26 protein-coding genes are annotated in these 23,969 nt (G+C 31.6%); all 26 read left to right on the top strand.

All coding sequences use genetic code 11. The annotated features are described in order from the left end of the window. Positions 1-47 precede the first annotated feature (47 nt). The 26 genes from OREMA_RS0110460 (at position 48) to fliD (ending at position 23,506) form a co-directional block, all read left to right on the top strand. A complete protein-coding gene (locus OREMA_RS0110460; protein WP_018249217.1) occupies positions 48-248 on the top strand; it encodes a cold-shock protein in 201 nt (66 codons plus the stop codon). A gap of 740 nt (positions 249-988) precedes the next feature. After that, positions 989-1,255 carry an HPr family phosphocarrier protein gene (locus OREMA_RS0110455; RefSeq protein ID WP_018249216.1) on the top strand — a complete coding sequence of 89 codons (267 nt, stop codon included), beginning with the start codon at positions 989-991 and terminating at the stop codon, positions 1,253-1,255. Positions 1,256-1,418: 163 nt separating this feature from the next. Then, complete coding sequence (locus OREMA_RS0110450) at positions 1,419-2,483, top strand: HD-GYP domain-containing protein (protein WP_018249215.1); 1,065 nt, start codon at positions 1,419-1,421, stop codon at positions 2,481-2,483. Positions 2,484-2,494: 11 nt separating this feature from the next. Beyond that, positions 2,495-3,046: a hypothetical protein gene (locus tag OREMA_RS0110445; protein WP_018249214.1), complete on the top strand. Its 552-nt coding sequence runs from the start codon at positions 2,495-2,497 to the stop codon at positions 3,044-3,046. A 15-nt stretch (positions 3,047-3,061) separates the two neighbouring features. After that, positions 3,062-3,655: a D-glycero-alpha-D-manno-heptose-1,7-bisphosphate 7-phosphatase gene (locus OREMA_RS0110440; protein WP_018249213.1), complete on the top strand. Its 594-nt coding sequence runs from the start codon at positions 3,062-3,064 to the stop codon at positions 3,653-3,655. Then, positions 3,655-4,644 carry a bifunctional heptose 7-phosphate kinase/heptose 1-phosphate adenyltransferase gene (locus tag OREMA_RS0110435; RefSeq protein WP_018249212.1) on the top strand — a complete coding sequence of 330 codons (990 nt, stop codon included), beginning with the start codon at positions 3,655-3,657 and terminating at the stop codon, positions 4,642-4,644. The genes OREMA_RS0110440 and OREMA_RS0110435 overlap by 1 nt, the downstream gene beginning before the upstream one ends. Then, entirely contained in the window at positions 4,641-5,123 is a 483-nt protein-coding gene (gene rfaE2 / locus OREMA_RS0110430; protein WP_018249211.1) for a D-glycero-beta-D-manno-heptose 1-phosphate adenylyltransferase, read from the top strand. The genes OREMA_RS0110435 and rfaE2 overlap by 4 nt, the downstream gene beginning before the upstream one ends. Before the next feature lie 331 nt (positions 5,124-5,454). Next, entirely contained in the window at positions 5,455-5,952 is a 498-nt protein-coding gene (gene nuoE / locus OREMA_RS0110425; RefSeq protein WP_018249210.1) for an NADH-quinone oxidoreductase subunit NuoE, read from the top strand. Between the two features lie 4 nt (positions 5,953-5,956). Continuing rightward, positions 5,957-6,499, top strand: a complete 543-nt coding sequence (locus tag OREMA_RS0110420; protein ID WP_018249209.1) for an ATP-binding protein — start codon at positions 5,957-5,959, stop codon at positions 6,497-6,499. Positions 6,500-6,505: 6 nt separating this feature from the next. Further along, complete coding sequence (locus OREMA_RS0110415) at positions 6,506-6,871, top strand: (2Fe-2S) ferredoxin domain-containing protein (protein WP_018249208.1); 366 nt, start codon at positions 6,506-6,508, stop codon at positions 6,869-6,871. A gap of 33 nt (positions 6,872-6,904) precedes the next feature. Next, complete coding sequence (gene nuoF, locus OREMA_RS0110410; RefSeq protein ID WP_018249207.1) at positions 6,905-8,707, top strand: NADH-quinone oxidoreductase subunit NuoF; 1,803 nt, start codon at positions 6,905-6,907, stop codon at positions 8,705-8,707. Between the two features lie 96 nt (positions 8,708-8,803). Beyond that, entirely contained in the window at positions 8,804-10,504 is a 1,701-nt protein-coding gene (locus tag OREMA_RS0110405; RefSeq protein ID WP_018249206.1) for an NADH-dependent [FeFe] hydrogenase, group A6, read from the top strand. Between the two features lie 382 nt (positions 10,505-10,886). Next, positions 10,887-11,546 carry an RNA polymerase sporulation sigma factor SigH gene (gene sigH, locus OREMA_RS0110395; RefSeq protein WP_018249204.1) on the top strand — a complete coding sequence of 220 codons (660 nt, stop codon included), beginning with the start codon at positions 10,887-10,889 and terminating at the stop codon, positions 11,544-11,546. 184 nt (positions 11,547-11,730) lie between these two features. Then, on the top strand, positions 11,731-13,575 hold the full coding sequence (locus OREMA_RS0110390) for a DEAD/DEAH box helicase (protein WP_018249203.1): 1,845 nt from the start codon (positions 11,731-11,733) through the stop codon (positions 13,573-13,575). A gap of 725 nt (positions 13,576-14,300) precedes the next feature. Next, positions 14,301-15,032 (top strand): ComF family protein, encoded by a 732-nt coding sequence (locus OREMA_RS0110385; RefSeq protein WP_018249202.1) that lies wholly within the window; start codon positions 14,301-14,303, stop codon positions 15,030-15,032. A 50-nt stretch (positions 15,033-15,082) separates the two neighbouring features. Then, positions 15,083-15,304 (top strand): hypothetical protein, encoded by a 222-nt coding sequence (locus OREMA_RS0110380; RefSeq protein ID WP_018249201.1) that lies wholly within the window; start codon positions 15,083-15,085, stop codon positions 15,302-15,304. Positions 15,305-15,386: 82 nt separating this feature from the next. Beyond that, positions 15,387-15,797 (top strand): hypothetical protein, encoded by a 411-nt coding sequence (locus tag OREMA_RS0110375; protein WP_018249200.1) that lies wholly within the window; start codon positions 15,387-15,389, stop codon positions 15,795-15,797. A gap of 231 nt (positions 15,798-16,028) precedes the next feature. Continuing rightward, complete coding sequence (gene flgM, locus OREMA_RS17665) at positions 16,029-16,313, top strand: flagellar biosynthesis anti-sigma factor FlgM (RefSeq protein ID WP_018249199.1); 285 nt, start codon at positions 16,029-16,031, stop codon at positions 16,311-16,313. Between the two features lie 13 nt (positions 16,314-16,326). Continuing rightward, positions 16,327-16,794, top strand: coding sequence for a flagellar protein FlgN (locus OREMA_RS0110365; protein WP_018249198.1), 468 nt, complete (start codon positions 16,327-16,329; stop codon positions 16,792-16,794). Positions 16,795-16,850: 56 nt separating this feature from the next. Continuing rightward, positions 16,851-18,350 (top strand): flagellar hook-associated protein FlgK, encoded by a 1,500-nt coding sequence (gene flgK, locus OREMA_RS0110360; RefSeq protein WP_018249197.1) that lies wholly within the window; start codon positions 16,851-16,853, stop codon positions 18,348-18,350. 11 nt (positions 18,351-18,361) lie between these two features. Further along, positions 18,362-19,270 (top strand): flagellar hook-associated protein FlgL, encoded by a 909-nt coding sequence (flgL, locus tag OREMA_RS0110355; protein ID WP_018249196.1) that lies wholly within the window; start codon positions 18,362-18,364, stop codon positions 19,268-19,270. A gap of 28 nt (positions 19,271-19,298) precedes the next feature. After that, on the top strand, positions 19,299-19,883 hold the full coding sequence (locus OREMA_RS0110350; RefSeq protein WP_018249195.1) for a DUF6470 family protein: 585 nt from the start codon (positions 19,299-19,301) through the stop codon (positions 19,881-19,883). Between the two features lie 51 nt (positions 19,884-19,934). Continuing rightward, entirely contained in the window at positions 19,935-20,384 is a 450-nt protein-coding gene (fliW, locus tag OREMA_RS17660) for a flagellar assembly protein FliW (protein WP_018249194.1), read from the top strand. Between the two features lie 10 nt (positions 20,385-20,394). Further along, positions 20,395-20,652: a carbon storage regulator CsrA gene (gene csrA, locus OREMA_RS0110340; protein WP_018249193.1), complete on the top strand. Its 258-nt coding sequence runs from the start codon at positions 20,395-20,397 to the stop codon at positions 20,650-20,652. A gap of 282 nt (positions 20,653-20,934) precedes the next feature. Further along, a complete protein-coding gene (locus tag OREMA_RS0110335) occupies positions 20,935-21,741 on the top strand; it encodes a flagellin N-terminal helical domain-containing protein (RefSeq protein WP_018249192.1) in 807 nt (268 codons plus the stop codon). A gap of 166 nt (positions 21,742-21,907) precedes the next feature. After that, on the top strand, positions 21,908-23,506 hold the full coding sequence (fliD, locus tag OREMA_RS0110330; RefSeq protein WP_018249191.1) for a flagellar filament capping protein FliD: 1,599 nt from the start codon (positions 21,908-21,910) through the stop codon (positions 23,504-23,506). Positions 23,507-23,969 lie beyond the last annotated feature (463 nt).

Here is a 23,969-nt window from a genome sequence, read left to right as displayed (position 1 = left end):
TATAATATTTTTATAACTATTATTAGAAACAGGAGGAATTAAGTTTTATGGAAAAAGGAACAGTCAAGTGGTTTGATGGTGCAAAAGGTTATGGATTTATTGAGGCAGAGAGTGGAGAAGATGTATTTGTACATTTCTCTGCTATACAAGATGAAGGATTTAAGACCTTAGAAGAAGGTCAAGAAGTAGAATTTGAAATTATCGAGGGAGATAGGGGACCTCAAGCTGAGAATGTAGTTAAGTCATAACTAAATTCTATTGTATTTGTTTGTTGATAGAGAGTATCCTTTTGGGGAACTCTCTATTTTATATTTATATCAAGTATTTACTCCTCTCAAAAGAAATTTGTAACATATATGGTAATATTGAATATAATAAACCAGGATTATATTGATATAAGTTTATAAGGTTAGGAGGGGGCTATACTTGAAGTTAAGATGTAAAGATTGTGGAGAACTTAATTGGTCTTGTAGTGAATACTGTCAGAATTGTAGCGGACAATTGCTCCAAGATAAGAAGTCAAAACCTTTAGAAAATTTATTTTATATTTACTTTATATAAGAGAGGATTAATCCTCTCTTATTTTTTGCTAATATTTAATAATATAAATTAAAGAATAAGTATAGTAAATTTATAAGAAATCTAAAATTAGAATTTATAAAGCTAAGTAAGGTTTTATGATTATAATATCTTTTGAGAGTAGTGGAATTGATCCATTAGAATGATAAAGCGACACTTTCGGAGTTAGGCGTTAGGAAATGGGAGGTAGGAAGACCTTACTAACTCCTATAACCTATGACCTATCACCTAAAAGTGTCCCATTATATCCATTAACAGTTATTATATATTAAAGATCTATTAACATAACTAGCGATTATACTAAGTTGTTTAAATTTTAGATATAATATTATTATATTAATTGAAAAGGATTTTTAGTCTTTAATATAGAAATAGTAAAAAATAAAATCTATAGACATGGGGTGATTAGATGTTAAGTAAGAAGGTTATTATTAGTAATAAGTCAGGTTTACATGCAAGACCTGCTTCATTGTTAATAGATGCAGCTAATAAATTTGAGGCAAAAATTGAGATTATTCATGGAAATAGAGAAGCTAATTTAAAAAGTATTATTAGTGTTATGTCTTTAGCTATAGGTTGTGGAGAAGAAGTTACTTTAAGAGTTGAAGGTACAGATGCCAAAGAGGCTTTAAATAAGATTGTAGAAATTATTGAAAATAAATTTGGAGAAGAATAATAAACTTTATTGATTTTAAGTTCAAAAATGATTTCTTTGGATTGATATGTTATAATAAAGAAAAATTAACTGAAGAAATTAATGAATTAATTTAAATTTGTCTATTAACACAGCAATTAATATTCTAAATAAATCAAAATAATCTAAGGAATGGTGGTATAAGATGAGGCCGATTCCAGTCGAAGAGCTGAAAGCGGGAATGAAAATAGCAAAGACCATTTATAATAATTCAGGACAAATACTACTTGGAGCAGGGATGGCTCTTAAAGATAGTTATATTGAAAAGTTAAATAATTTAAATATACCTGAAATTTATATTGTAGATGAAGAATTACCAGAAGTTAAAGTACCTGAGCCTATTTCAGATAAAACAAGGCTAGAAGCTATTAAAGTTGTAAAAGACACTATGCAAGATATTGAGTCACAAAGTCAGATTAATTTTGATAAGATCAATGATGTGATTGATAGCATTTTAGATGAGATTTTACTACAAAATCATGTTGTTATACATTTAAATGATATTAGAGCTTATGACAGTTACACATTCCAACATTCAGTAGGGGTAACTATACTGTCTATTTTAATGTCATTAAACTTCAGTTATACAAAAGAAGAAATAAAGAAGATAGCCATAGGGGCTTTTTTACATGATATTGGTAAGACTAAGGTGGATAAGGATATAATTATGAAACCAGGTAAGTTGACTGATGAAGAATATGAAGAGGTCAAAAAGCACTCTTTATATGGCTATAATATAATTAAAGATGTTCATGGGATCAGTATTCTTTCTGCTCATATTGCTTATCAGCATCATGAATATATTGATGGGACAGGCTATCCTAGAGGTTTAAAGGGCGATGAAATTAGTGAGTGGGCTCAAATAGTGACAGTAGCTGATATTTATGATGCTTTAACCAGTGATAGAGTTTATAAACGTAAATTAATGCCCCATGAGGCATTGAAAATAGTGGAAGAATTAAAAGGAACTAAATTAAGTCCTAAATGTGTAGATGCTTTATCTAAGCATGTTGCTGTTTATCCAGTAGGTACAATGGTACAGTTAAGTGATGATCAGTTAGGAATAGTAATAGATGTAAATAAAGAAGATTTGAGTTCTCCAATTGTTAGAATAGTAGAAGATAAAGAAGGAAATAAGATAACAGAGATAAAAGAAGTAGATTTAATACATAATGATAACTTAAAAATAAATAGGGTAATATACAATTAAGGAGGAGGAATATGAAGAACTTAAAAGTAATAATGAGCACATTATTATTTTTGGTTATTCTTACTAATGGATCTGTATTTGCAATGTATCAAGCAGAAGTTAATCCAGGGGAAAAGTCATTATGCTATAGTGTACAGAGTTTAAAGGGAAGTATCAAATCGTTGACTTTAGAAAGTGATTTTTCTTTGACAGATAATTTAGGATTAATTGGAGTTTATAGTTTTTCAGATAATTATGATTTTATAAATTTAGATTTAAAGCTTAATATGGTGGATGAAAGTGATTATAATATTTCCTTTTTAGGAGGTTATTATTTTCCATTAGAGGATGATCAAGATTCTAATGCTAAGTTAGGTATTTTAGCCTCTACTGCTGTTTTTAAACGTTTGGATTTGAATGGAGGTCTGAATGTTTTATTGGGTAAGGAAGAAGATTATTTAGGCTTTGAATTTGGATTTGATTATAGAGTTACTAGGCATTGGTACTTAGAAGGTGGCTTTAGACGTTTTGCAGGAGATAAAGATAATGAAGGGTTAAGTATTGGTATCAGAAATTATTTCTAAGGAAGAGGGATTATAATGGGATTAAAGGATATAGCAGTTTTTATGGATAGAGATGGAACAGTAAGCAAGGAGATTGGTTATGTAAATGACCCTACTAGATATGAGCTGCTTCCGAGGACTGGTTTAGCTATTAAAAAACTAAATCAAAATGGTATTAAAGCAATATTAGCAACGAATCAAGCGGGTGTTGCTAGAGGTTATTTTAAAGAAGAGATGATTACTAAAGTTCATAATAAATTGGAAAGATTATTAGAAAAAGAAGATGCTTATTTAGATGCTATTTATTATTGCCACCATCATCCAGATGTTGGAGAAGGAAAATTTAGAAAGAAATGTGATTGTCGTAAGCCAGAGCCGGGGATGTTAATAAAAGGAGAAGAAGAGTTTGGTGTAGATTTGAATAAATCATATATGATTGGTGACAAAATTAGTGATGTTGAAGTAGCCCATAAGGTAGGTTCTAAAGGTATTTTAGTTCTAACTGGATATGGTATGGGAGCTTATAAACATGAGCGTGAAGATTGGCCAGTAGAACCTGAATATATAGCAGAGGATTTATTTGATGCAGTAGAATGGATACTAATGGATATCAAAGCGAGGGAGAGTTAATGACTAGATTAGTTGATTATTTACCTTTGTTTTCTCAACAGAAAATTCTTGTAATAGGAGATATGATTGCTGATGAGTTTATTATTGGTCAGCCTGAACGTTTATCTCGTGAAGCACCAGTTTTGATATTACAGCATACAGGTCACAAAATTCTACCTGGTGGTGGAACTAATGCGGCTAATAATGTTGCGGCATTAGGTGGACAAGTCTATCTTGCTGGAGTAATCGGTGATGATCGAGTAGGTGAAGAGTTAGTTGATTATTTAGATAAAGCTGGGATGAAGACGGAAGGATTAATTATTGATTCTTCACGTCCTACTTCAGTTAAAACTAGAATTTTAGCTGGTGGTGGACAAACTGTCAAACAGCAAATGGTTAGAGTAGATAAATTAAAAACCGATAATATCTCTAAAGAAATTGAGGAAAAATTACTAACTTATATTGAAGAGATTATCTCTGAGATAGATGCTATAATCTTATCTGATTATGGTAATGGGGTATTTACAGATAGAGTCAAAGAAAGAGTAATTAATTTGGCTAATCAAAATAATAAAATTACTGCTGTTGATTCAAGATATGATCTAAATACTTTTAAGAATATTACTATTGCTACACCAAATAAGGAAGAGACAGAGAAAGCTGTTGGTTTTCCTTTGGATTCACCTGAGAATATTAGAAAAGCAGGGTTAAAGCTAAAAGAAGAATTAAACTCTGATGCAATGCTAGTTACTTTAGGTGGCCAAGGTATGCAGATCTTTAGTGAAGAAGGAATTAGTCATGTTCCAGCTTCTAACTATACAGAGGTCTTTGATGTTACTGGAGCTGGAGATACAGTTATTGCTGCTTTAACCCTATCTTTAGCTAGCAAAGCTAAGATGGTAGAAGCGATGAAATTATCAAATTATGCTGCAGGAATTGTAGTTAAAAAGTCAGGAGTAGCGACTGTAAATAGAGAAGAGTTAACAGAGGTTATTGGTGATACAGTATGATTATTAAAGAGAAGATATATACAAGAGAAGAGTTGAACAAAATTTTGAAACAGAATAGGAAGCAGGATGAAACTATTGTTTTCACCAACGGCTGTTTTGATATCTTACATGTTGGCCATACTCGTTATTTGACTGAAGCTAGGTCAAAAGGTGATGTCTTAATAGTAGGCTTAAATAATGATTCTTCAGTTAAAGCTCTAAAAGGGGAAAAAAGACCAATAGTCCCTGAGAAAGAAAGAGCTGAAATGCTTGCTAATTTAGAGGTTGTAGATTATGTAACTATTTTTTCTGAGACAACGGCTAAGAGTACAATAAATATTCTTCAGCCTGATATTTATGTTAAAGGTGGAGATTATAAGATAGAAGATTTACCTGAAGCTGAAGTAGTAGCTAAATATGGGGGAAAAATTGAACTAGTATCTGAAGTTAAAGGAGCTTCAACAACTAATATTGTAAAACAAATATTAAATAGATATTAAATAGATATTAAATAAAAAGGGGATGGATTTCATCCTCTTTTTATTATAAGGAATAAAAAGATCAGACAGGAATAAATATACATATAGACCATTAATGAACTATTAAATCTTCTTTAATTTCTTTGAATTGTTAAAAAAATATCATTTTTGACACGAGATAATTTTAGACTGTATAATAAGGTCATGAGTTGAATGTGAAATAAATCACATAAACAATCTTGATTATCATTATCAATTAATTTTGTTAAAAATATTATAACTTATATAAGTTGTAATATCAATAGCAAATATCCTAATATGTAAAATTTATTAAAGGAGGTAATATAATAAAATGGGTCAATGCCAATGTGGAAATTCTGCAGAAAGTAAAGAGAAGTATTTAGCTCCATTAAAAAAGATTTTAGAAGGATATAAAAAAGAACAAAAAGATTTAATTCCTGTTTTACAAAAGGCTCAAGAGGAATATGGATATTTACCAGAAGAAGTTATAAAAGAGATTGCAAATCAATTAGAGCTTTCTCTTAGTCAAGTTTATGGTGTTGTGACTTTCTATTCTCAATTCCATTTAGAACCACGTGGTGAAAATATTATTCGCGTTTGTATGGGAACTGCTTGTCATGTTCGAGGTGGAGGAAAAGTATTAGAAAAAATTAAAGATGAGTTAGGAATTGATGATGGAGAAACAAGTAAAGATCTTAAATTTACTCTAGAATCAGTTGCTTGTATAGGAGCTTGTGGTCTTGCTCCAGTAATTATGATCAATGATGATACTCATGGTCGTTTAACACCTGATAGCATTCCAGAAATTTTAGAAAAATATAAGAATTAAACTCATGAGAGAACTATCACTTCATATTTTAGATATAATTCAAAACTCTATTAGTGCTAAGGCTAATTTAATAAATTTAGAGATAGATGAAGATTTATTAAATGATCGATTAGTAATTAAGATTAAGGATAATGGGTCAGGAATGAGTAAGAGTTTAGAGCAAAGTGTTTTAGACCCTTTCGTAACTTCTCGTAAGACAAGAAAGGTTGGATTAGGATTACCTCTATTCCAAGCTGCAGCACAAAGGTGTGAAGGAGATTTAAAGTTAGATTCTACTTTAGGAGAAGGTACAGAGATCACTGTGAGCTTTAAGCATAGCCATATTGATAGAGCTCCATTAGGTGATATAACTGGAACTTTAATTGCTATCTTATCAGTTAATCCTGAAGTTGATCTTGTCTATAAACACTATATAGGCTCTAAAGAATTTATCTTTGATACTAGATTAATAAAAGAAGAGATTGATGGTATAAATATTAATCATCCAGAAGTATTATTATGGATTGAAAGCTATTTGGCTGAAGGTTTAGAAGAATTGCGGAGGTGAATAATAGTGAAATCATTAGCAGAGTTAAAAAAATTAAGAGATAAGGCTCAAAAGGATTTACAAGCTAGAAAGACTAGCAATAAGCCGAAAGTAATTGTAGGAATGGGTACATGTGGAATTGCTGCTGGTGCAAGAGAGATATTAAAGGCTATTATGGAAGAAGTAAATAAGCGTGAGTTAGATGTGATTATTACTCAAACTGGTTGTATTGGAATGTGTGAAAAGGAACCATTAGTTGATGTACAATTACCAGGTAAAGAAAGAATCACTTATGGTAATTTAACTAAAGATGATGTAAGTAAGATTGTTGTTGAGCATATAGTTAACGGTAACATTGTAGAAGATTTAGCTGTTGCTAAATTAGAAGACTAATCAATGCCAAGCTATTAAGGAGGTAAAAAGATAATGGAACAATCAATTTATAGATCACATATTCTGGTCTGTGGAGGAACAGGTTGTGTTTCTTCTGGTTGTAAAGAGGCTCAGGATGCTTTAAAAGAAGAATTAGCAAAACATGATTTGGCTAGTGAAATAAAAATAGTAGAGACTGGATGTCATGGTTTCTGTGAAAAGGGACCAATTATGATCTTTTATCCAGAAGGTGTATTTTATTGTGAGATTAAACCTGAAGATATGCCTGAATTGGTAGAAGAGCATATTTTAAAAGGAAGAATAGTAGAAAGATTATTATATACTGAACCAACTACTGATAAGAATATTCCAGCTTATCAAGATATTGACTTTTATAAAAAGCAAGAGAGATTGGTATTAACAAATTGTGGTCATATGGATCCAGAAAGTATTGAAGAGTATATTGCTACTGGGGGATATGAAGCAGTAGGTAAAGCTTTAACTGAAATGACATCTCAAGAGGTAATTGATGAAGTAAAAGAAGCAGGTCTTAGAGGTCGTGGTGGCGGAGGTTTTCCTACAGGCTTAAAGTGGCAATTTGCTAAAGATACTGAAAGTGATAAAAAATATATCATCTGTAATGCCGATGAAGGTGATCCAGGTGCATTTATGGACCGAAGTTTATTAGAGGGTGATCCACACAGAATTATTGAAGGTATGATTATTGGTGGATATGCAATTGGTGCTGATGAAGGATATGTATATGTACGTGCTGAATATCCATTAGCAATTGAGCGTTTACAAAAGGCGATTGATCAAGCAGAGGAGTATGGATTATTAGGTGAAGATCTATTTGGTAGTGGCTTTAATTTTGATCTTCATATTAAAGCAGGAGCAGGAGCTTTTGTTTGTGGTGAAGAGACTGCTTTGATGAATTCTATTGAAGGTAAGCGTGGAATGCCTCGCCCAAGACCACCTTTCCCAGCTCAAAAAGGTCTATGGGGTAAACCATCTAATATTAATAATGTAGAAAGTTATGCTAATGTAGCAAATATCATTAGAGATGGAGCACAGGCTTATAAAGAAATTGGTACTGAAGGCAGTAAAGGTACTAAGGTATTTGCTTTGACTGGTAAGATTAATAATACTGGTCTTGCTGAGGTGCCAATGGGAATTACTATGAGAGAAATCATCTACGATATTGGTGGTGGAATCTCTGATGGTAAGGAATTTAAGGCTGTTCAAATTGGTGGACCATCGGGAGGTTGTTTACCAGAAAATCTATTAGACTTACCAGTTGATTATGACTCTTTAATTGAAGTGGGAGCTATGATGGGATCTGGTGGATTAGTAGTAATGGATGAAGATACTTGTATGGTGGGTGTAGCAAGATTCTTCTTAGACTTTACTCAAAGTGAGTCTTGTGGTAAATGTACTCCATGTCGTGAAGGTACAAAGAGAATGCTAGAAATCCTTAACAGAATTACTTCTGGTGAAGGTAGAGATGGAGATATTGAAATGCTAGAAAGATTGGCAGAGAATATCAAGGCTACTTCTTTATGTGGTTTAGGTCAAACTGCTCCTAATCCGGTATTGAGTACATTAAAATACTTCCGTGATGAGTATGAAGCTCATATTTATGATGGAAAGTGTCCTGCTGGAGAATGTGAAGACTTAGCTGGCGCCTATGTGATTGATGAAGATGCTTGTATAGGATGTACAAAATGTGCTAGAGTTTGTCCAGTTGAGGCGATCTCAGGTGAGGTTAAAGAAGCTCATGTAATTGATGAAGATACTTGTATTGCTTGTGGAGCATGTGAACCTGAATGTCCAGTTAATGCAATTTCTCAAGGTTAGATATAAAAATAGCGGTGATAGGAATTAGGTAATAGGAGTTAGGAAACCTAGAACCTAAATCTAAAACCAAAAATTAATGCAAGGAGTGAATAAAGAATGGATACCATTACTTTGACAATAGATGGTCAGCAAGTCGAAGTTAACCAAGAAGCTACTGTATTAGAAGCAGCTCGTAAGTTAGGAATTGAAATTCCAACTCTTTGTTATCATCCTGATCTATCTCTACATGGTTCTTGTCGTGTATGTGTTGTAGAAGATGAAAAGAGTGGGAGATTATTAGCATCTTGTGTAGCTCCAGTTAATGACGGAATGGAGATTAGTACTAATAGTTCTAAGGCAAGACGTGCTAGAAAGACGAATGTTGAATTATTATTAGCTAACCACCCTAATGATTGTTTAGGTTGTGATAGAAACGGTAGTTGTGAATTACAAGATATTACTCATGATTTAGGAATTACTAAGGTTAGCTTTGAAGGAGAAAAAAGAGATTTACCAGTAGATGCAAGTGGTCCTTCGCTTAAGAGGGAACCAAATAAATGTATTCTTTGTGGACGCTGTGTAAGGGTTTGTGAAGAGGTACAAGGTGTATCTGCTCTAGAATTTACTGAACGTGGATTTAATTCTATAGTAAGCACAGGCTTTGATTTACCACAAAGTGAAGTTAACTGTGCTAACTGTGGTCAATGTGCTACTGTTTGTCCTACTGCAGCAATTACTGAAATTAGTGAAATTGATAAGGTTTGGGCTGCTTTAGAAGATGATAGTAAGCATGTTGTAGTACAAACTGCTCCATCTATCCAATCTACTATGGGTGAGGAGTTTGGCATAAAAGCTGGTACAATAGTTACTGGTAAACTAGCTGCTTCCTTAAGAAGGCTAGGTTTTGATAGAGTATTTTCTACAGATTTTGCTGCTGACTTAACAATTATGGAAGAAGGAAATGAGTTTATTCAAAGGTTTAAAGGAAATAAACAATTACCTCATATTACTTCTTGTTGTCCAGGTTGGGTTAAGTTCTGTGAGCATAACTACCATGACCTAATGGATAATTTATCAAGCGCAAAATCTCCAATGTCTATGTTCTCTGCTATCTCTAAGAGTTATTATGCAGAACAAACAGATATTGATCCAGAAAGTATTTATACAGTAGCGATTATGCCTTGTACAGCTAAAAAGTTTGAAAAAGATCGTGAAGAGTTAGTAGGAGATACAGATGCTGTATTAACTACTCGTGAATTAGCTCGTATGATTAAAGAGATGGGTATTCAATTTGCTACTTTAGAAAATGAAGAGTATGATGAAATGTTAGGTGCTCATACTGGTGCTGCTACTATCTTTGGTACTACTGGTGGAGTAACCGAGGCTGCATTAAGAACTGTTAAAGAAGAGTTAGATGGAGAAGCATTAGGAAGACTTGGCTTAGGATTTGAAGGAATTCAAGAGGCTACAGTTGAAATTGATGGTCAAGAAGTAAATGTAGCCATTGCTAATGGATTGGCTAATGCTGCTAAAATCTTAGATGAAGTTCGGGCAGGAAATAGTAAATATCACTTTATTGAAGTTATGGCTTGTCCAAATGGGTGTGTTGGAGGTGGAGGTCAACCTCTTCCAACTAGTAAAGAGATTAAGCAAAAACGTGCTCAAGGTTTAAGAAATATTGATGAATCTGGAATTATTAGAAAATCCCATAAAAACCCAATGATTATAAAATTATATGAAGATTATTTACATGAACCATTAAGTGGACATTCTCACCATTTACTTCATACAAAGTATCAAAAAAGAGATCAGAATTAATATTTAGGGCAGATAGTTCTTCTATCTGCCTATTTTTTATAATTTTGATATATATTAAGGAGGTAAAATGAATAATAATTTTAATTTAGTTGAGTATGGGATGTTGGTAGTTTTGGTTCTCATGTTAGTTTTCTTTATCTACATAGCTATAGGAGGAGATTTAGAAAGTCTATTATCTAGTTTGCTATAAAAAGAATTTTGTTTATTAAGGGTTAATAGTGTCATAGTTCTACTATTAAAATTATTCCTTGCTGGAAATGTTAACTATTGATAACTATCAGTTCAATTTTTAGTTCATCTTTGACTAGTCCATTATAATATGGTATAATTATTTGTGTTTATTATGATAAAACTAAAAACATCCAAACAAGGTGGGGATAGGATGAGTAAAGCCCATAATAAATATGCTAACATGTCTGAACATGATCTAATACATTTAGCACAAAATGGGGACAAGCTAGCTGAGAAGTATTTGATTAATAATAACATTGATATTGTTTATGCCAAATCTAAACTATTTTATATTAAAGGCTTGGACAATGATGATGTTATTCAAGAAGGATTAGTAGGATTATACAAAGCAATCAGAGATTATAAAGTAAAAAGGGAAGCATCTTTTCGTGGTTTTGCTCACTTATGTGTTAATCGTCAACTTATATCAGCGATTAAAACGGCTAATCGACAAAAACATATGCCACTTAACAATTCCACCTCTATTGATAAGAAAATAAGTTATTCTAAGGATGATGGGGGAAGAGGTAGAACTTTATTAGATATTTTACCTGACTATCATAACGATCCAGAGAAAAATTATGTGAATCGAGAATTAGTAAAAGAGGTAAGTTACCAACTAAAGAAGATGCTAACCAGATTAGAGTGGGATGTATTTAATAAGTACATAGAAGGAAAATCCTATAAAGAAATTTCTGATGAGATTGAAGGTAGTGTTAAAACCGTTGATAATGCACTACAGCGTGCTAGACGAAAAATTGATGAGTTGAAGGAAAGGCTAAAAAGTGAATTAGAAAGTCATTATCTTTAAAGGTATAACTAACATGAGTTGCCAAAAAGGCAGCTCTTTTTTTTTATTTTAAGTGTATTATTTTATTACTTATGTAGACAATATTTTAGAGAAGTTTAAACTGAATTAAATTCCAATATTTGACAATATAAAAAAGTGAAAGTATAATTTACTTAATACAACTTAATATAAAGAAGGTGAAGTTATGTCTGATAATAACCCTATTATTTATTTGTTAGCTGACCAAGAGAGGTATATTTTGGGCTTATCATCTTATCCAGAGTTAGAGATTAAATTTCATCTAGAAAAAAATAAATTTTCTATTGAAAATAGTAGGCTGTTTTTTTTAACTAAGCAGTTATCTTGGGGAATAGCTCATTATATCTTTGATCAAATTACAGATTTAGCAGAAAGAGAAGGGAAGGAGATAAGAGAGAACTCTTTTAGTACTAAGGTATTATCTATATTTTGGGATGTAGATCCGATAGGAGAGATAGTTGATAAAAAAATAATGATGATTAATAAAATATTAGGAAAACTTAAATTTAAATCTAAAGTATCTGAGCTAAAGGTTAATATAAAAGAAATTTTAGATATAAAATTTCCTGAAGTTGTAGAATTTGAGCAAGTATATAAATTTATAAAAGGTAGAAAGATTTATTATAATGAAATTCGTCAAGTATTGCGAGAAAATCGTGTGAATGTAAATGATCTCAATAAAGTATTAGTTTATCTAAAATTGTTAGGTAAATTGAGAGTATTTCCCTCTGTAACTTATAATAATGGTGATCTGACTTGTCAACGTTGTGGTAATACTGATAATTTGGTAAAAATAGAGTGTAATTATTGTAATTGTGAGGACTATTATTGCCAAGAGTGTATCTTAATGGGAGAAGCAAGGCTATGTAGACCATTATATTTGATTCCAGCAGATAATTCATTAATGGAATTAAATATAATAGAACCTAAATATCGCTTTAATTTAACTGAATTACAACAAGAAGTTTCAGATAAATTAATTGACTTTCTTTATGAGGATTATCAACAGGCTTTAGTTTGGGCAGTTTGTGGAGCTGGTAAGACTGAAGTTAGTTTTGAGATAATAGCTGATGTATTAAGTCAAGGAGGGAAGGTTCTTTTTGCTATTCCAAGAAAAGATGTGGTAATTGAATTATCCGAGAGACTAAAAGAAGCTTTTCCAGGAGTTGATATTAAGGCATTATATGGAGGAAGCTTAGATAAGTATCAATGGGCAGATTTAATAGTAGCTACTACTCACCAGGTCTTAAGATATTATCAAGCTTTTGATCTGATAGTTTTAGATGAAGTAGATGCTTTTCCCTATCGGGGAAGCAAAATACTTAAGAGAGCAATTAGATATGCTAAGAAGCAAAAAGGAAAAATTGTTTATATGACTGCTACTCCTAGTGAAGAAGATTTTAGAAATTTAGAAGAGAAAGAGACTAAGTTAATTAAACTATCAGCTCGTTATCATGGTTATCCTCTTCCTGAACCAGAATTGATTGAGGCTAAGATTGAGTATGATAAGGAATTAAAGGAATTGCAATTACCTCAGATGGCAATTGATAAAATAAAATTATCAATTGAGCATGATTTGTCCCAAGTCTTTGTATTTGTTCCTAGTAGAGAGTTGGTAGATATAGTTACAGGCAAATTAATTGAATATTTTCCAGAGATTGATGGTCAAAATTGGATACAAGGAAGCCACTCCCAAGACTTGAGAAGAGAAGAAAAACGAGAATCCTTTTTAGCTGGGGATTATCCAGTCTTAGTGTCTACTACAATTATGGAAAGAGGGGTAACTGTTGAGAAAGCAAATGTGATCGTCTTATTTGCTGATTTAGATTATATCTTTAGTGAAGAAACCTTAATTCAAATGGCTGGACGGTCTGGTCGTTCATTAAAATATCCAACAGGTAAGGTATGGTTTATAGGAGATAGAATTACAGAAGAGATGAAAAAGGCAAGAGATAAGATTAGAGAATTAAATCAGGAATCAGCAGAGAAAGGATACCTGAAATATAGTTGACACATAAGAGCGATGTATAATGTAAAATGGATAATTAAGATTTGAAATATGTTTTTATAGGATGATAATGCGACAGTTTTCTCCCTCTATATTTCATGATATTTTTAATATATCTATTTCTATCTACTTTTAACTAAGTATTTGTTTTATATGTTCATTTTTTCAATAATGAAAAAACGAACCAAAAAAATCACTTTGAAAAACGCTTTCTTTATATTGTTAATTTTGCAAACTATTTAGATAAATTATATTTAATTGTTAGTAATTCGCTCTAAAGAAAGTCCGCTTACTTTTCAAGATTTATAAAAACAAATTATCAAATAATTGCGTTATTATTGTATCTTTTAGTTCTTTTAGGAAAGAAAGCGTATAGTTAATAAAACTAAATTTTAATAACTACTCTATAATGGTTAATTAATCTGATATTACTAATTAAGCACAAGCGTTTTCCACATTATTTTAAATGATTTTTTGGTTACCTTTTTTATCTATGGAAAAAAGGTAACCCGCCCTTAGGCGGAACCTAAAAGTTTTGTTTGTTTTTAAAAAGTAAAATTGTCGCATTACATCCATTAAATTTAACTTTAGAGTTGGATATCTATGTTTAAACAGGTTTGGAAAATTAGTATTTAAATTCTAGATTATAGATTGTCAATTATAAATTATAAATTATAAATTATAATTTAGATATTAAGGAGGTTAGTGAAATCTTAGATAAACTATTAATGGGGTTTATTGAATTATTTTATCCTGATTTTCCAAAATGTCCTGTCTGTCAAAGGGAGTTTGATCATGGTAAGATTAATCTATGTGATAAATGTTTAGCTCAAATAGAATTTATCAAGGAAAATTATTGTGTTAAATGTGGAAAACTAATATTTTCTAATCAAAAACTATGTTTTGATTGTAAACAGAACAATCATTTTTTTGCTAAGGCTAGAACGGTAAGTGTATATGAAGATGGAATGAAGGAATATATAAAATTATTTAAATATAGTAAGTATAGGAATTTAAAAGAACCCTTAGGAGATCTATTAACAACTTATATTAAAAGATTTTATAACTATAAAGATTTTGATTATATCACTTATATACCAGTACATAAAACTAGGCTAAATGAGCGAGGGTTTAATCAAGCTTATTTATTGGCCAAACGAGTTAGTGCTAATCTTAGTATTCCACTGATTTCTACTTTGATGAGAAAAGAAGATACAGAAAAACAAAGTAAACTATCTCGTAGAGAACGTCTGGTTAATTTACAAAATAAATTTGAGATTAAGTTAAAGAGAGATCTTAAGAACAAGAAACTTTTATTGATAGATGATATATATACCACAGGAAGTACAGTAGATGAGGCAAGTAAGATACTATTAACTGAAGGAGTAGAAGATATTAAAATTATTACTTTAGCTGCAGGAAGGGATTTTGAGCTTAATCAAGAATTTAATAAAGTATAATGCTGTTTTGCTAATTGTTTTGAGTAACGGTTCTTGAAGGAGGAAAAGCAGTGAGTTTAAAAAAATGTGAGAACTGTGGTAAAGTATTTGTAAGCAAATCACAAAATTTATGTAATGACTGCTATCAAGAAGAATTAGAAAAATATAGAATGCTAAGAGATTATTTATGGGAGAATTCACAAGCCAGTATAGAGGAGCTAGCTAATGCTACTGGGATATCTCCTAAATTAATTCGTAAGTTTATTAGAGAAGATAGATTTAACTTAAAATAATTATAATTAGAGCTAGAAATTTTTCTATTATACTTATATTTCATCATCTGATATTAATATTTTTCAAGGGGGTCTTTTTATCATGGGAATACAAAAATGTAAAAGGTGTAAAAAAGTATTTGCTGCTGCACAAGGAGCTAAGATTTGTCCAAATTGTCTAAGAGAAGAAGAAGATCAATTTGTCTTAGTGAAGGATTATCTTTGGGATCACCCAGGGGCTACGATAAAAGAACTACATGAAGCAACTGAAGTAGAAGAAAGAATTATTAAAAAGTTTGTTAAAGAAGGGCGTTTTCTACAGATAAATGGAGTAGATATTACTGTTGAGTGTGAACGATGTGGAACTGCTATTAGGAGTGGACGTTTCTGTGAAGATTGCAGTCAAAAATTACAAAATGGAATATCAAAAGTGAAAAAAGTTAGTGACTCTAAACAGGAAGTAAAAGATGATAAGGATCGGATGTTCTTAGGAGATAGAATTAAAAGAAGATAATTTTAATTTAGGGGATTAAGGTAGAATAGTTAACTTTAAGAGAGTTATTCTGCTTTAATCTTTTTTTATTATCTAATATAAGAATTAATATTTATACTAAAAGTAACGATAAAAAGTATAAGAGTGGGAATTTTAGCTAGTTTAGGTTTTAGATTTAGTATAAGATTAGAATCTAGTGCTTAGTCTTAAACTTAAACTGGGAATTAATTAAAGCAGAAAGCAGGTGAGAGAATGAGAATTGATCAAACAAGTATTTCAAAAATGATAAATAGTTATAAGAAGTCAGATTTATCTAAGACAAATAAATCTAAAAAAAATCGAAAGAAAGATCAACTGTTTTTATCTGAAGAGGCATTACAATTACAGAAATCTAAAGTGAATTTAAATAAGTCCTTTACTGTAGACAAGGAAAAAGTTTCTAGGATAAAAGAGCAGCTCAAACAAGGGAATTATAATGTTTCTGGAGAAGATATAGCTAAGAAAATGTTAAATCAAGTTATTAATAAATCAATTTAAGGGAGTGTATTAAATGCTTGATATAGATTTGGATAAGTTAATATTTATTCTAGATGCAGAGTATGAACTATACCAGAACATTTATAACTTAGCTAAAGTCAAAAAGGAAGTAATAATAAATCGTGAGATTGATCAATTAAAAGAAATAGTAAAACAGGAAGAAGCTTATTTAGCTAAAACAACTACACTTGAAGAAAAGAGAAGAAAACTTTGTAATGAAAAGCCTCTTTCTGAAATGTTAGATATAGTTGACTCTCACTATAAAGAAAAATTAACTTCAATTCAAGATAAATTACTTACGGTGTTTGAAGATTTAAAGGGTATTAATTCTTTGAATAAAGATTTACTCAATATTTCTTTGAATTTAAATAATATGACTATGAATTTTTTAACTGCTGACAATAAAAGATCGACATATAGTAAGCAAGGTATGGTAAATTCAAATCAAGGGAAACACACAATTCTTAATCATAAAGCCTAAGAAAAATAAGTGCTATTAACCAGTTTGATGATAAATTAATTATTTGGGGTGATAAAATGAGTTCAACCTTTAGTGGGATAGAATTATCCAAAAGGGCATTAGCTGCTCAACAAAAGTCTTTAGAAGTAGTAGGGCATAATATTGCTAATGCTAATAATGAAAATTACTCAAGGCAAGTTGCTATACAATCAGCTACAGATCCATATACTGTTGCTTCAACAAACGGAAGTCCAAATGCAGGTCAGATAGGTACAGGAGTTGAGGTCTCAAGTATTGAAAGGATAGTAGATCAATATATAAATCAAAACTTAAGAAATAATCAACAGTCTTTAAGTAAATGGTCTACCATAAATGATGGACTAGGGTATGTGGAAAGCATTTTTAATGAATTAAGCTCTGGAGGATTAACTACTAATCTAAATAACTTTTTTGATAGCTTTCAAGAATTAAATAATAATCCAACAGATGCTTCAGTTAGAGAAACAGTGGTACAAAATTCAATTACTTTAACTACTCAAATTAATCAGATTAGTGATAGTCTTGAAACCTATAGAGATCAATTAGGCAGTGAAGTTGAGACAAGTGTTGATAAGTTTAATTCTATTACTTCTGAAATCGCTAGTCTTAATGCTCAGATTGCGGCTGTTGAAGATGATAGTACAAATGCTAATGATTTGATGGACAAGCGTGATGCTAAACTTGATGAATTATCAAAGTTGGCAGATATTGACTATAGTTTTAATAACAATCAAGTAAATGTTCGATTAAATGGAGCTACTGTGGTACAAGATATCAGCCAATTTGAGTTAATACCATCTGATCCATTACCAAAAACCCCTGATACTGCTAAGGTTGTATCAACTGATAGTGATGGCAATCCTATAGATAGCACTAATTATAAACTTAAGTATTATACTTTTGAGGTTAGTGGCAATGAAGTAGATATTAACAGTGGAAAGATTGGTGGTTTATTGCAACTTAGAGGTGACGATAAACTAAAAGAAGGCAAATTCAATGGCGGTATTGTCGATTATATGGTCAATAATTTAGATAAATTGACTGGGGAGTTGGCCCAAGAGGTTAATGCTCTCCATCAAACAGGTGTTGATTTAAATGGAAATTCAGGTATTGATTTTTTTCAATTTGATGGTGATATTAAGGCTGGAAATATACAAGTTAATAGTGATTTAATTGATGACCCTAATCTAATTGCAGCTTCTAAAAGTGGTGAAGAAGGTGATGGTGTTATTGCCTTACAGATTGCTCAGTTAAAGGATGAAAAAGATGTTGTTAATGGATCAAATGGTTTTAGTGATTTTTGGCAGACTCAAGCTAGCCAATTGGGAGTTGATATTAATAGAGCGGCACAAATGGAATCTAACCAACAGGTCTTGGTAAATGATTTACAGACAAGAAAAGAAGAAGAATCTGGAGTATCCTTAGATGAAGAGATGACAAAAATGATTCAATATCAGCAAGGTTATAATGCTGCGGCGAAGGTGGTCTCTACTATAGATGAAATGTTGGATACTTTAGTTAATGGACTAGTAAGATAGGAGGGGAATTTATGACTAGAATTACTAACAATATGATAATTAATAACTTTCGAAATAATTATCAAAAGAATGCAGGACAGATAGATGAATATATGGATCAAATTTCTACTGGGAATAAGTTTAATCAAATTTCTGAAGATCCAATTGCAGGAAGCAAAGTGTTAGACTTGCAATCAACTATTAAATTTAGCGAAAGATATATTGAAAATATTGATGATGGAACTTCTTGGTTGTCCACTACCGATCAAGCTCTATCTGATACAGTTACTACTTTACGTTCGCTAAGGGATTTGGCTGTTCAAGGGTCTAATGATACGATGAATGATGAAGATCGTGAAAAGTTGAAAAATGAGGTAGATCAGTTAAAAGAACATATCTTAGAAATTGCTAATTCTTCTTATAATGGTCTATATATCTTTAATGGTACTAAAACTCAAACTGAACCTTATCAATCTGCTACTACAGATAATTCCACAGATTATTTGGCTAATGGGGCAGGATCTATATCTACCAATAAGATTGAGAGAGAAATAGCTCCTAAAACTGTTGTTCCTATTAGTATTTCTGGTGATGAAGTTGGTTTTTCAAATATGTTAGCGGATTTAAATAAACTAAGTACTGCTTTAGAAAGCCCAAGTGATAGTGGAGAGATTCAAAGTTCTATTAGTCGTGTTGATCAGCATATTAATAGTGTTTTATCTGCTAGAGGAAAGGTTGGGGCTATTCAAAACCGTTTAGACTTAACTAAGGATCGATTAGAGAGTGAGCAGATTAATAATACTCAAATTTTATCTGATACTCAAGATGTGGATATAGCTGAATCTATTACAAATCTAAAAAATGCTGAAAATGTTTATCGGGCTTCATTATCTGTGGGTGCTCGTATAATTCAACCTACTTTAATGGAGTTTTTAAGGTAATTAAGATTTAAGAAGGCAGGTGATTCAAATGAAAATTCCTCAACTTCAAATTAATCAAACCATGGGAAAAATAGGTATGGAATGGCAAAGAGGTAATTTTGAGATGAATCTATCTCCTATCGAAGTGGAGATAGATTATGGTAACTCTAAACCTTTTCAGGTGGTATCCCAACCCCAAATTGATAATCCATCTGCTGAACTAAAAATAGATAATACAAAATTTCTAGAAGATATTGAGTTTAGAAAATTTAATTCCTTAGTTAAGCATTTAAGAGGTTTAGCTAAAAATAAGATTACCCAAGGGATAGTGGAAATAGCTCAAGAGGGAGATGAATTATCTAAAATTGAGGATAAGGGGGATAAAATAGCTCAATTGGCTAAAGGAGAGTTGACTGATCCTAAAAAAGAGATTAGTCTTAAAGTTGCTTCTTCACCCAGTATTAAAGTAGAAACAAATTCTACTAATATAAAAGTTAATCCTGCCAAGATAAAAGTTGATAGCAATTCTGCTTTTCCTGAGGTTAGAGCTAGTGGTGATAAAGTTGAGATCTATGTGGAACAGAAAGGAAGATTAGAAATAGAAGTAGTTAGTAATGTTGACTATCAAGTATAATCTTGATCTACACTCTTTAAATTGTTAACAACTTACAAGGAGGTTTTAGAAGTGGAAATAGAAACTAGAAATTTCGGTATAATAGATGTTGAAAAAGATAAAATTATTGAACTGAAAAAACCTATTTTGGGTTTTGATGAATATACCAAATTTACAGTTATAGATAGTTTGGATGATGATGTCTTTTATTATTTGCAATCTATTGAAGAACCTGATTTATTCTTTATTATGATTGATCCAACTAAAATTATTGAAGATTACAAGATTAAAGTAACAGAAAAGTTTCAAGAAGATCTTAAAATTGATAAATTAGACGATATTATTGTTTATACCTTAGTAGTGGTGAGTCAAAGAGGAGAATATATAACAACTAATCTTAAGGCACCAATAATTATTAATCATAATAAAAGACTAGCAGGACAGTTAGTGATAGAAGAAGATTACCCAACTAGATATTATTTAGTTCAAGAAGCTAATAATAGAGGAGAAGCAATAGGCTAGGAGGTAGTATATGTTAATCTTAACCCGTAAGCAAGATGAGAGTATTATTATTAATGATGAAATAGAGATCAAAATATTGGAAATAGACGGTAATAGGGTGCAATTAGGAATTGAAGCACCTAAATCTGTTCCTATTCATCGCCAAGAAGTATATGAAGATATCCAAAAGGAGAATAAAATGGCTGCAAGTAGTAATAATAATTTTCCAGCTGATTTGTTAGATTTATTAAAAAAAGGAGTAAAAAAGGGTGAAGATAAAGAAAAATAGCTTTAGATGGATTTAATAGTTCACAATTGACTTTAATCATCTTTTTTGGCTTTTAATTTATTTGGGAATATAGCGATAATAGTAATAGTAGAAGAGAAAATTCAAATTTATTGAGTAATTAGCATAGTTGGATTCAAATTGGATCTAACTATGGTAGTTATTAAACTATTTTTTTATATTTCCGGCCGGATATAAGAAGATAGATTCATATAACACCTTATTAAAATAAAAAGAAAGCAAGGATGCTTTCTAAACTAAAAAAATCAAGGAGGATGATATTTTATGAGAATTAATCATAATATCAGTTCAATGAATGCTTTAAGACAACTACACATTAGTAGTAATGGAATGGACAAATCTATGGAAAAATTATCTTCAGGTTATAGAATTAATCGTGCTGCTGATGATGCTGCAGGGTTAGCTATTTCTGAGAAAATGAGAGGTCAAATCGGTGGTTTAGAGCAAGCTAGCCGAAATGCTCAAGATGGTATTTCTTTAATTCAAACTGCTGAGGGTGCTTTACAGGAAACTCATAATATCTTAGGTCGTATGAGAGATTTAGCTGTTCAGGCTAAAAATGGAACTAATACTAGTGCTGATGTTGGTCAATTAGATAAGGAATTCCAACAATTAAAAAGTGAAATCAATAGAATTGCTAGCCAAACAGAATTTAACACTAAGACATTAATTGGTTCAACTAATACATTTACTTTCCAAATTGGTGCGAATAGTGGTCAGACAATGACTGCTAAGATGTCTAAGATGACAACTGGTTCTTTAAGTGTTGCTACAGCAACATTAAAATCTTCTGTTGCTTCAACTGCTATTGCTAATATTGATAAAGCAATTGAATCTGTTTCTGGACTTCGAGCTAATCTTGGTGCTGTACAGAATAGATTAGAGCATACGATTGCTAACTTAGATACTACTAGAGAGAACTTACAAGCTTCTGAATCTAGAATTCGTGACGTTGATATGGCAAAAGAGATGTCTAAGCTGACTAAGAATCAAATTCTTCAACAAGCTGGTACTGCTATGTTAGCGCAAGCTAACCAGAAATCTCAAGGAGTATTACAACTTCTAGGATAATTCTTTAGCTAGTGGCTGATATCTGCTAGCTGTTGGTAATTAACAATAAATAGCTAAGGGCTAGTAGTAAATAGTCAATAACCAGTAAAGCCGATCGGCACTTTTGTCGGTTGGCTTTTTATATTATGAAGTTATATCCTTAGCTTTAAAAAAGGAGGTCTTAATAATGGGGATTAGTCTTGGGGGATTTAGTGGGATAGATACTAGTAGTATGATACAACAGATGATGTATATTGAAGAAGCTCCAGTTAGAAGAATGGAAGAGAAGCAAGATGAGATGAATAGTGAGATAAAAGCTTGGCAAGAGATTAATACTCAGTTAGATACATTAAAGACTAAAGCAACTGATTTAGAAGATATTTTTGGAGAGATGTCTGTAAGTTTTGGTGATGAAGATCAAAGTTCCATCACTGCTACTGCTACTGATGGTGCCAATTCGGGTAGTTATAATATTCAGGTTAATAAATTAGCTAAAGCTCATCGTGTTGCTTCTACTCAGCAGACTGATTCAAGCAGTGATTTGAATTTGAATAGTGGTGCTGGAGGAAGTTTTGATGTTATTGTTAATGGTACTACTATGAATATAAGTGTAACAGGTGATAATTCATTAAATGGTGTAATGGATGCTATTAATAATGATGACCAAAATGATGATGGTGATGGTAATAAATTAGTAGAAGCATCAATTGTTGATAATACTTTAGTAATTGAAAGTGTAGATACTGGGACAGATAATACACTTACCTTTGCTGATGGTGCTGAAGGTGTATTACAAGAATTGGGAGTAGTTAATGGTACTGATGCAATCCAAAATGAGTTGCAAACTGCTCAGAATGCTGAGTTTACAGTAGATAGTTTGTTGATCACTAGACAAAGTAATGAGGTAGATGATGTGCTTAATGGTGTAACTTTAAATTTGGAGAATACAACTAGTTCTGAACTTACAATGACAGTAGGTGCTGATACTGGAGCTATGAAAGAAAAGATTCAATCTTTTGTAAACCAATATAATAAAGTCATAAATAAATTAGACAAATATGGTGATAAGGAAGCTCTATTACAGGGAGATGCAACTTTAAGTAGTATTCAATCTACTTTATATAACTCTACTGTGGTATCTTCTGATACAGTTAGTTCTACTGAGTGGTTGAGTAATACTCCTTTATCAGGAGGAGGAGATTTAGTTGTTAATGGTACTACTGTTAACTTAGCCACTGGAGATGACTTAGCTACTATTGCTTCTGCAATTAATGCTGTTGGTGGTGTTACTGCTTCTGTGAATGATGATAATAAGATAGTGATTGAAAGTGATACTAGTACTCCAGTTGATTTATCAGGTAGTAGTAGTCAAGCTTTAAGTGATTTAAAGATGCCTCAGACATTTGAAAAGAATGCTATATCTTTGTTAGGGGTTGAAGTGGATAAAAAAGGGGAATTATCTATTGATGATGATAAACTAGAGGATGCTTTAACTGGTGATCTATCAGATGTTGAACAGATGTTTACTGGAGTCAATGGTGTAATGGATCGGATAGAAAAGAATGTAGAATTAGCCACTGATACTTTTGAAGGGTATGTTAGCGGTAGAATAGATACTTTAGAGAGGCAAGTTGATTATTTAGATGATGATATAGCTGATATGGAGAGAAGATTAGAAATTAGAGAAGAGAACCTTCGGCAGCAATTTACTGCTATGGAACAAGCAATGTCACAAATGCAAAATCAAGGCAGTTGGTTATCTTCTATGACTGGTTCTATGCAGTAGATATTATGTTATAATTTGCATAAAGGAAGTTCTGTTGTTAGATTGAATTAATTATATATCAATAAAAAGCTCAGGATTTTTCCTGAGTTCTTTTCTCCCGTTTAGTTTGATCTATTTAATAAATAATATTAATACTTTATGATTCTAAGGACTTATAGATAAAATTATTAATTTATTCGATACCTAAGCGACTCTAACACTGGTTCTTTTAAAATGTTGAACCAGTATGAAGACCCGTTCTTTGGGTCATACTTTAGTAAGGCCAAGGCCATCAAGGTCTCCTAACTCCCAGAGCTCTTTTTTAGTTTATACTTTAGAAGAGCTTTTGGGTTATGCCTTGGTACTAAGTTTCAAGGGGAGATAACTACTATCTCCTATTTTATACGCAATGTTGATCCTGGTACTACTGAATCGACTTGGCATAACCACGATCTTCTATATTAATACGCAATGTTGATCCTGG

The organism is Orenia marismortui DSM 5156 (genome assembly GCF_000379025.1).
GTDB lineage: Bacteria > Bacillota > Halanaerobiia > Halobacteroidales > Halobacteroidaceae > Orenia > Orenia marismortui.
Note: the sequence above shows the minus strand (reverse complement) of the source record. Positions and strands in the feature narration are given on the sequence as shown.

What these genes read in the sequence shown, in the direction of transcription:
- OREMA_RS0110460 (WP_018249217.1), top strand. Translation starts at nt 48, where the DNA reads ATGGAAAAAGGAACAGTCAAGTGGTTTGATGGTGCAAAAGGTTATGGA.
- OREMA_RS0110455 (WP_018249216.1), top strand. Translation starts at nt 989, where the DNA reads ATGTTAAGTAAGAAGGTTATTATTAGTAATAAGTCAGGTTTACATGCA.
- OREMA_RS0110450 (WP_018249215.1), top strand. Translation starts at nt 1,419, where the DNA reads ATGAGGCCGATTCCAGTCGAAGAGCTGAAAGCGGGAATGAAAATAGCA.
- OREMA_RS0110445 (WP_018249214.1), top strand. Translation starts at nt 2,495, where the DNA reads ATGAAGAACTTAAAAGTAATAATGAGCACATTATTATTTTTGGTTATT.
- OREMA_RS0110440 (WP_018249213.1), top strand. Translation starts at nt 3,062, where the DNA reads ATGGGATTAAAGGATATAGCAGTTTTTATGGATAGAGATGGAACAGTA.
- OREMA_RS0110435 (WP_018249212.1), top strand. Translation starts at nt 3,655, where the DNA reads ATGACTAGATTAGTTGATTATTTACCTTTGTTTTCTCAACAGAAAATT.
- rfaE2 (WP_018249211.1), top strand. Translation starts at nt 4,641, where the DNA reads ATGATTATTAAAGAGAAGATATATACAAGAGAAGAGTTGAACAAAATT.
- nuoE (WP_018249210.1), top strand. Translation starts at nt 5,455, where the DNA reads ATGGGTCAATGCCAATGTGGAAATTCTGCAGAAAGTAAAGAGAAGTAT.
- OREMA_RS0110420 (WP_018249209.1), top strand. Translation starts at nt 5,957, where the DNA reads ATGAGAGAACTATCACTTCATATTTTAGATATAATTCAAAACTCTATT.
- nuoF (WP_018249207.1), top strand. Translation starts at nt 6,905, where the DNA reads ATGGAACAATCAATTTATAGATCACATATTCTGGTCTGTGGAGGAACA.
- OREMA_RS0110405 (WP_018249206.1), top strand. Translation starts at nt 8,804, where the DNA reads ATGGATACCATTACTTTGACAATAGATGGTCAGCAAGTCGAAGTTAAC.
- sigH (WP_018249204.1), top strand. Translation starts at nt 10,887, where the DNA reads ATGAGTAAAGCCCATAATAAATATGCTAACATGTCTGAACATGATCTA.
- OREMA_RS0110390 (WP_018249203.1), top strand. Translation starts at nt 11,731, where the DNA reads ATGTCTGATAATAACCCTATTATTTATTTGTTAGCTGACCAAGAGAGG.
- OREMA_RS0110385 (WP_018249202.1), top strand. Translation starts at nt 14,301, where the DNA reads ATGGGGTTTATTGAATTATTTTATCCTGATTTTCCAAAATGTCCTGTC.
- OREMA_RS0110375 (WP_018249200.1), top strand. Translation starts at nt 15,387, where the DNA reads ATGGGAATACAAAAATGTAAAAGGTGTAAAAAAGTATTTGCTGCTGCA.
- flgM (WP_018249199.1), top strand. Translation starts at nt 16,029, where the DNA reads ATGAGAATTGATCAAACAAGTATTTCAAAAATGATAAATAGTTATAAG.
- OREMA_RS0110365 (WP_018249198.1), top strand. Translation starts at nt 16,327, where the DNA reads ATGCTTGATATAGATTTGGATAAGTTAATATTTATTCTAGATGCAGAG.
- flgK (WP_018249197.1), top strand. Translation starts at nt 16,851, where the DNA reads ATGAGTTCAACCTTTAGTGGGATAGAATTATCCAAAAGGGCATTAGCT.
- flgL (WP_018249196.1), top strand. Translation starts at nt 18,362, where the DNA reads ATGACTAGAATTACTAACAATATGATAATTAATAACTTTCGAAATAAT.
- OREMA_RS0110350 (WP_018249195.1), top strand. Translation starts at nt 19,299, where the DNA reads ATGAAAATTCCTCAACTTCAAATTAATCAAACCATGGGAAAAATAGGT.
- csrA (WP_018249193.1), top strand. Translation starts at nt 20,395, where the DNA reads ATGTTAATCTTAACCCGTAAGCAAGATGAGAGTATTATTATTAATGAT.
- OREMA_RS0110335 (WP_018249192.1), top strand. Translation starts at nt 20,935, where the DNA reads ATGAGAATTAATCATAATATCAGTTCAATGAATGCTTTAAGACAACTA.
- fliD (WP_018249191.1), top strand. Translation starts at nt 21,908, where the DNA reads ATGGGGATTAGTCTTGGGGGATTTAGTGGGATAGATACTAGTAGTATG.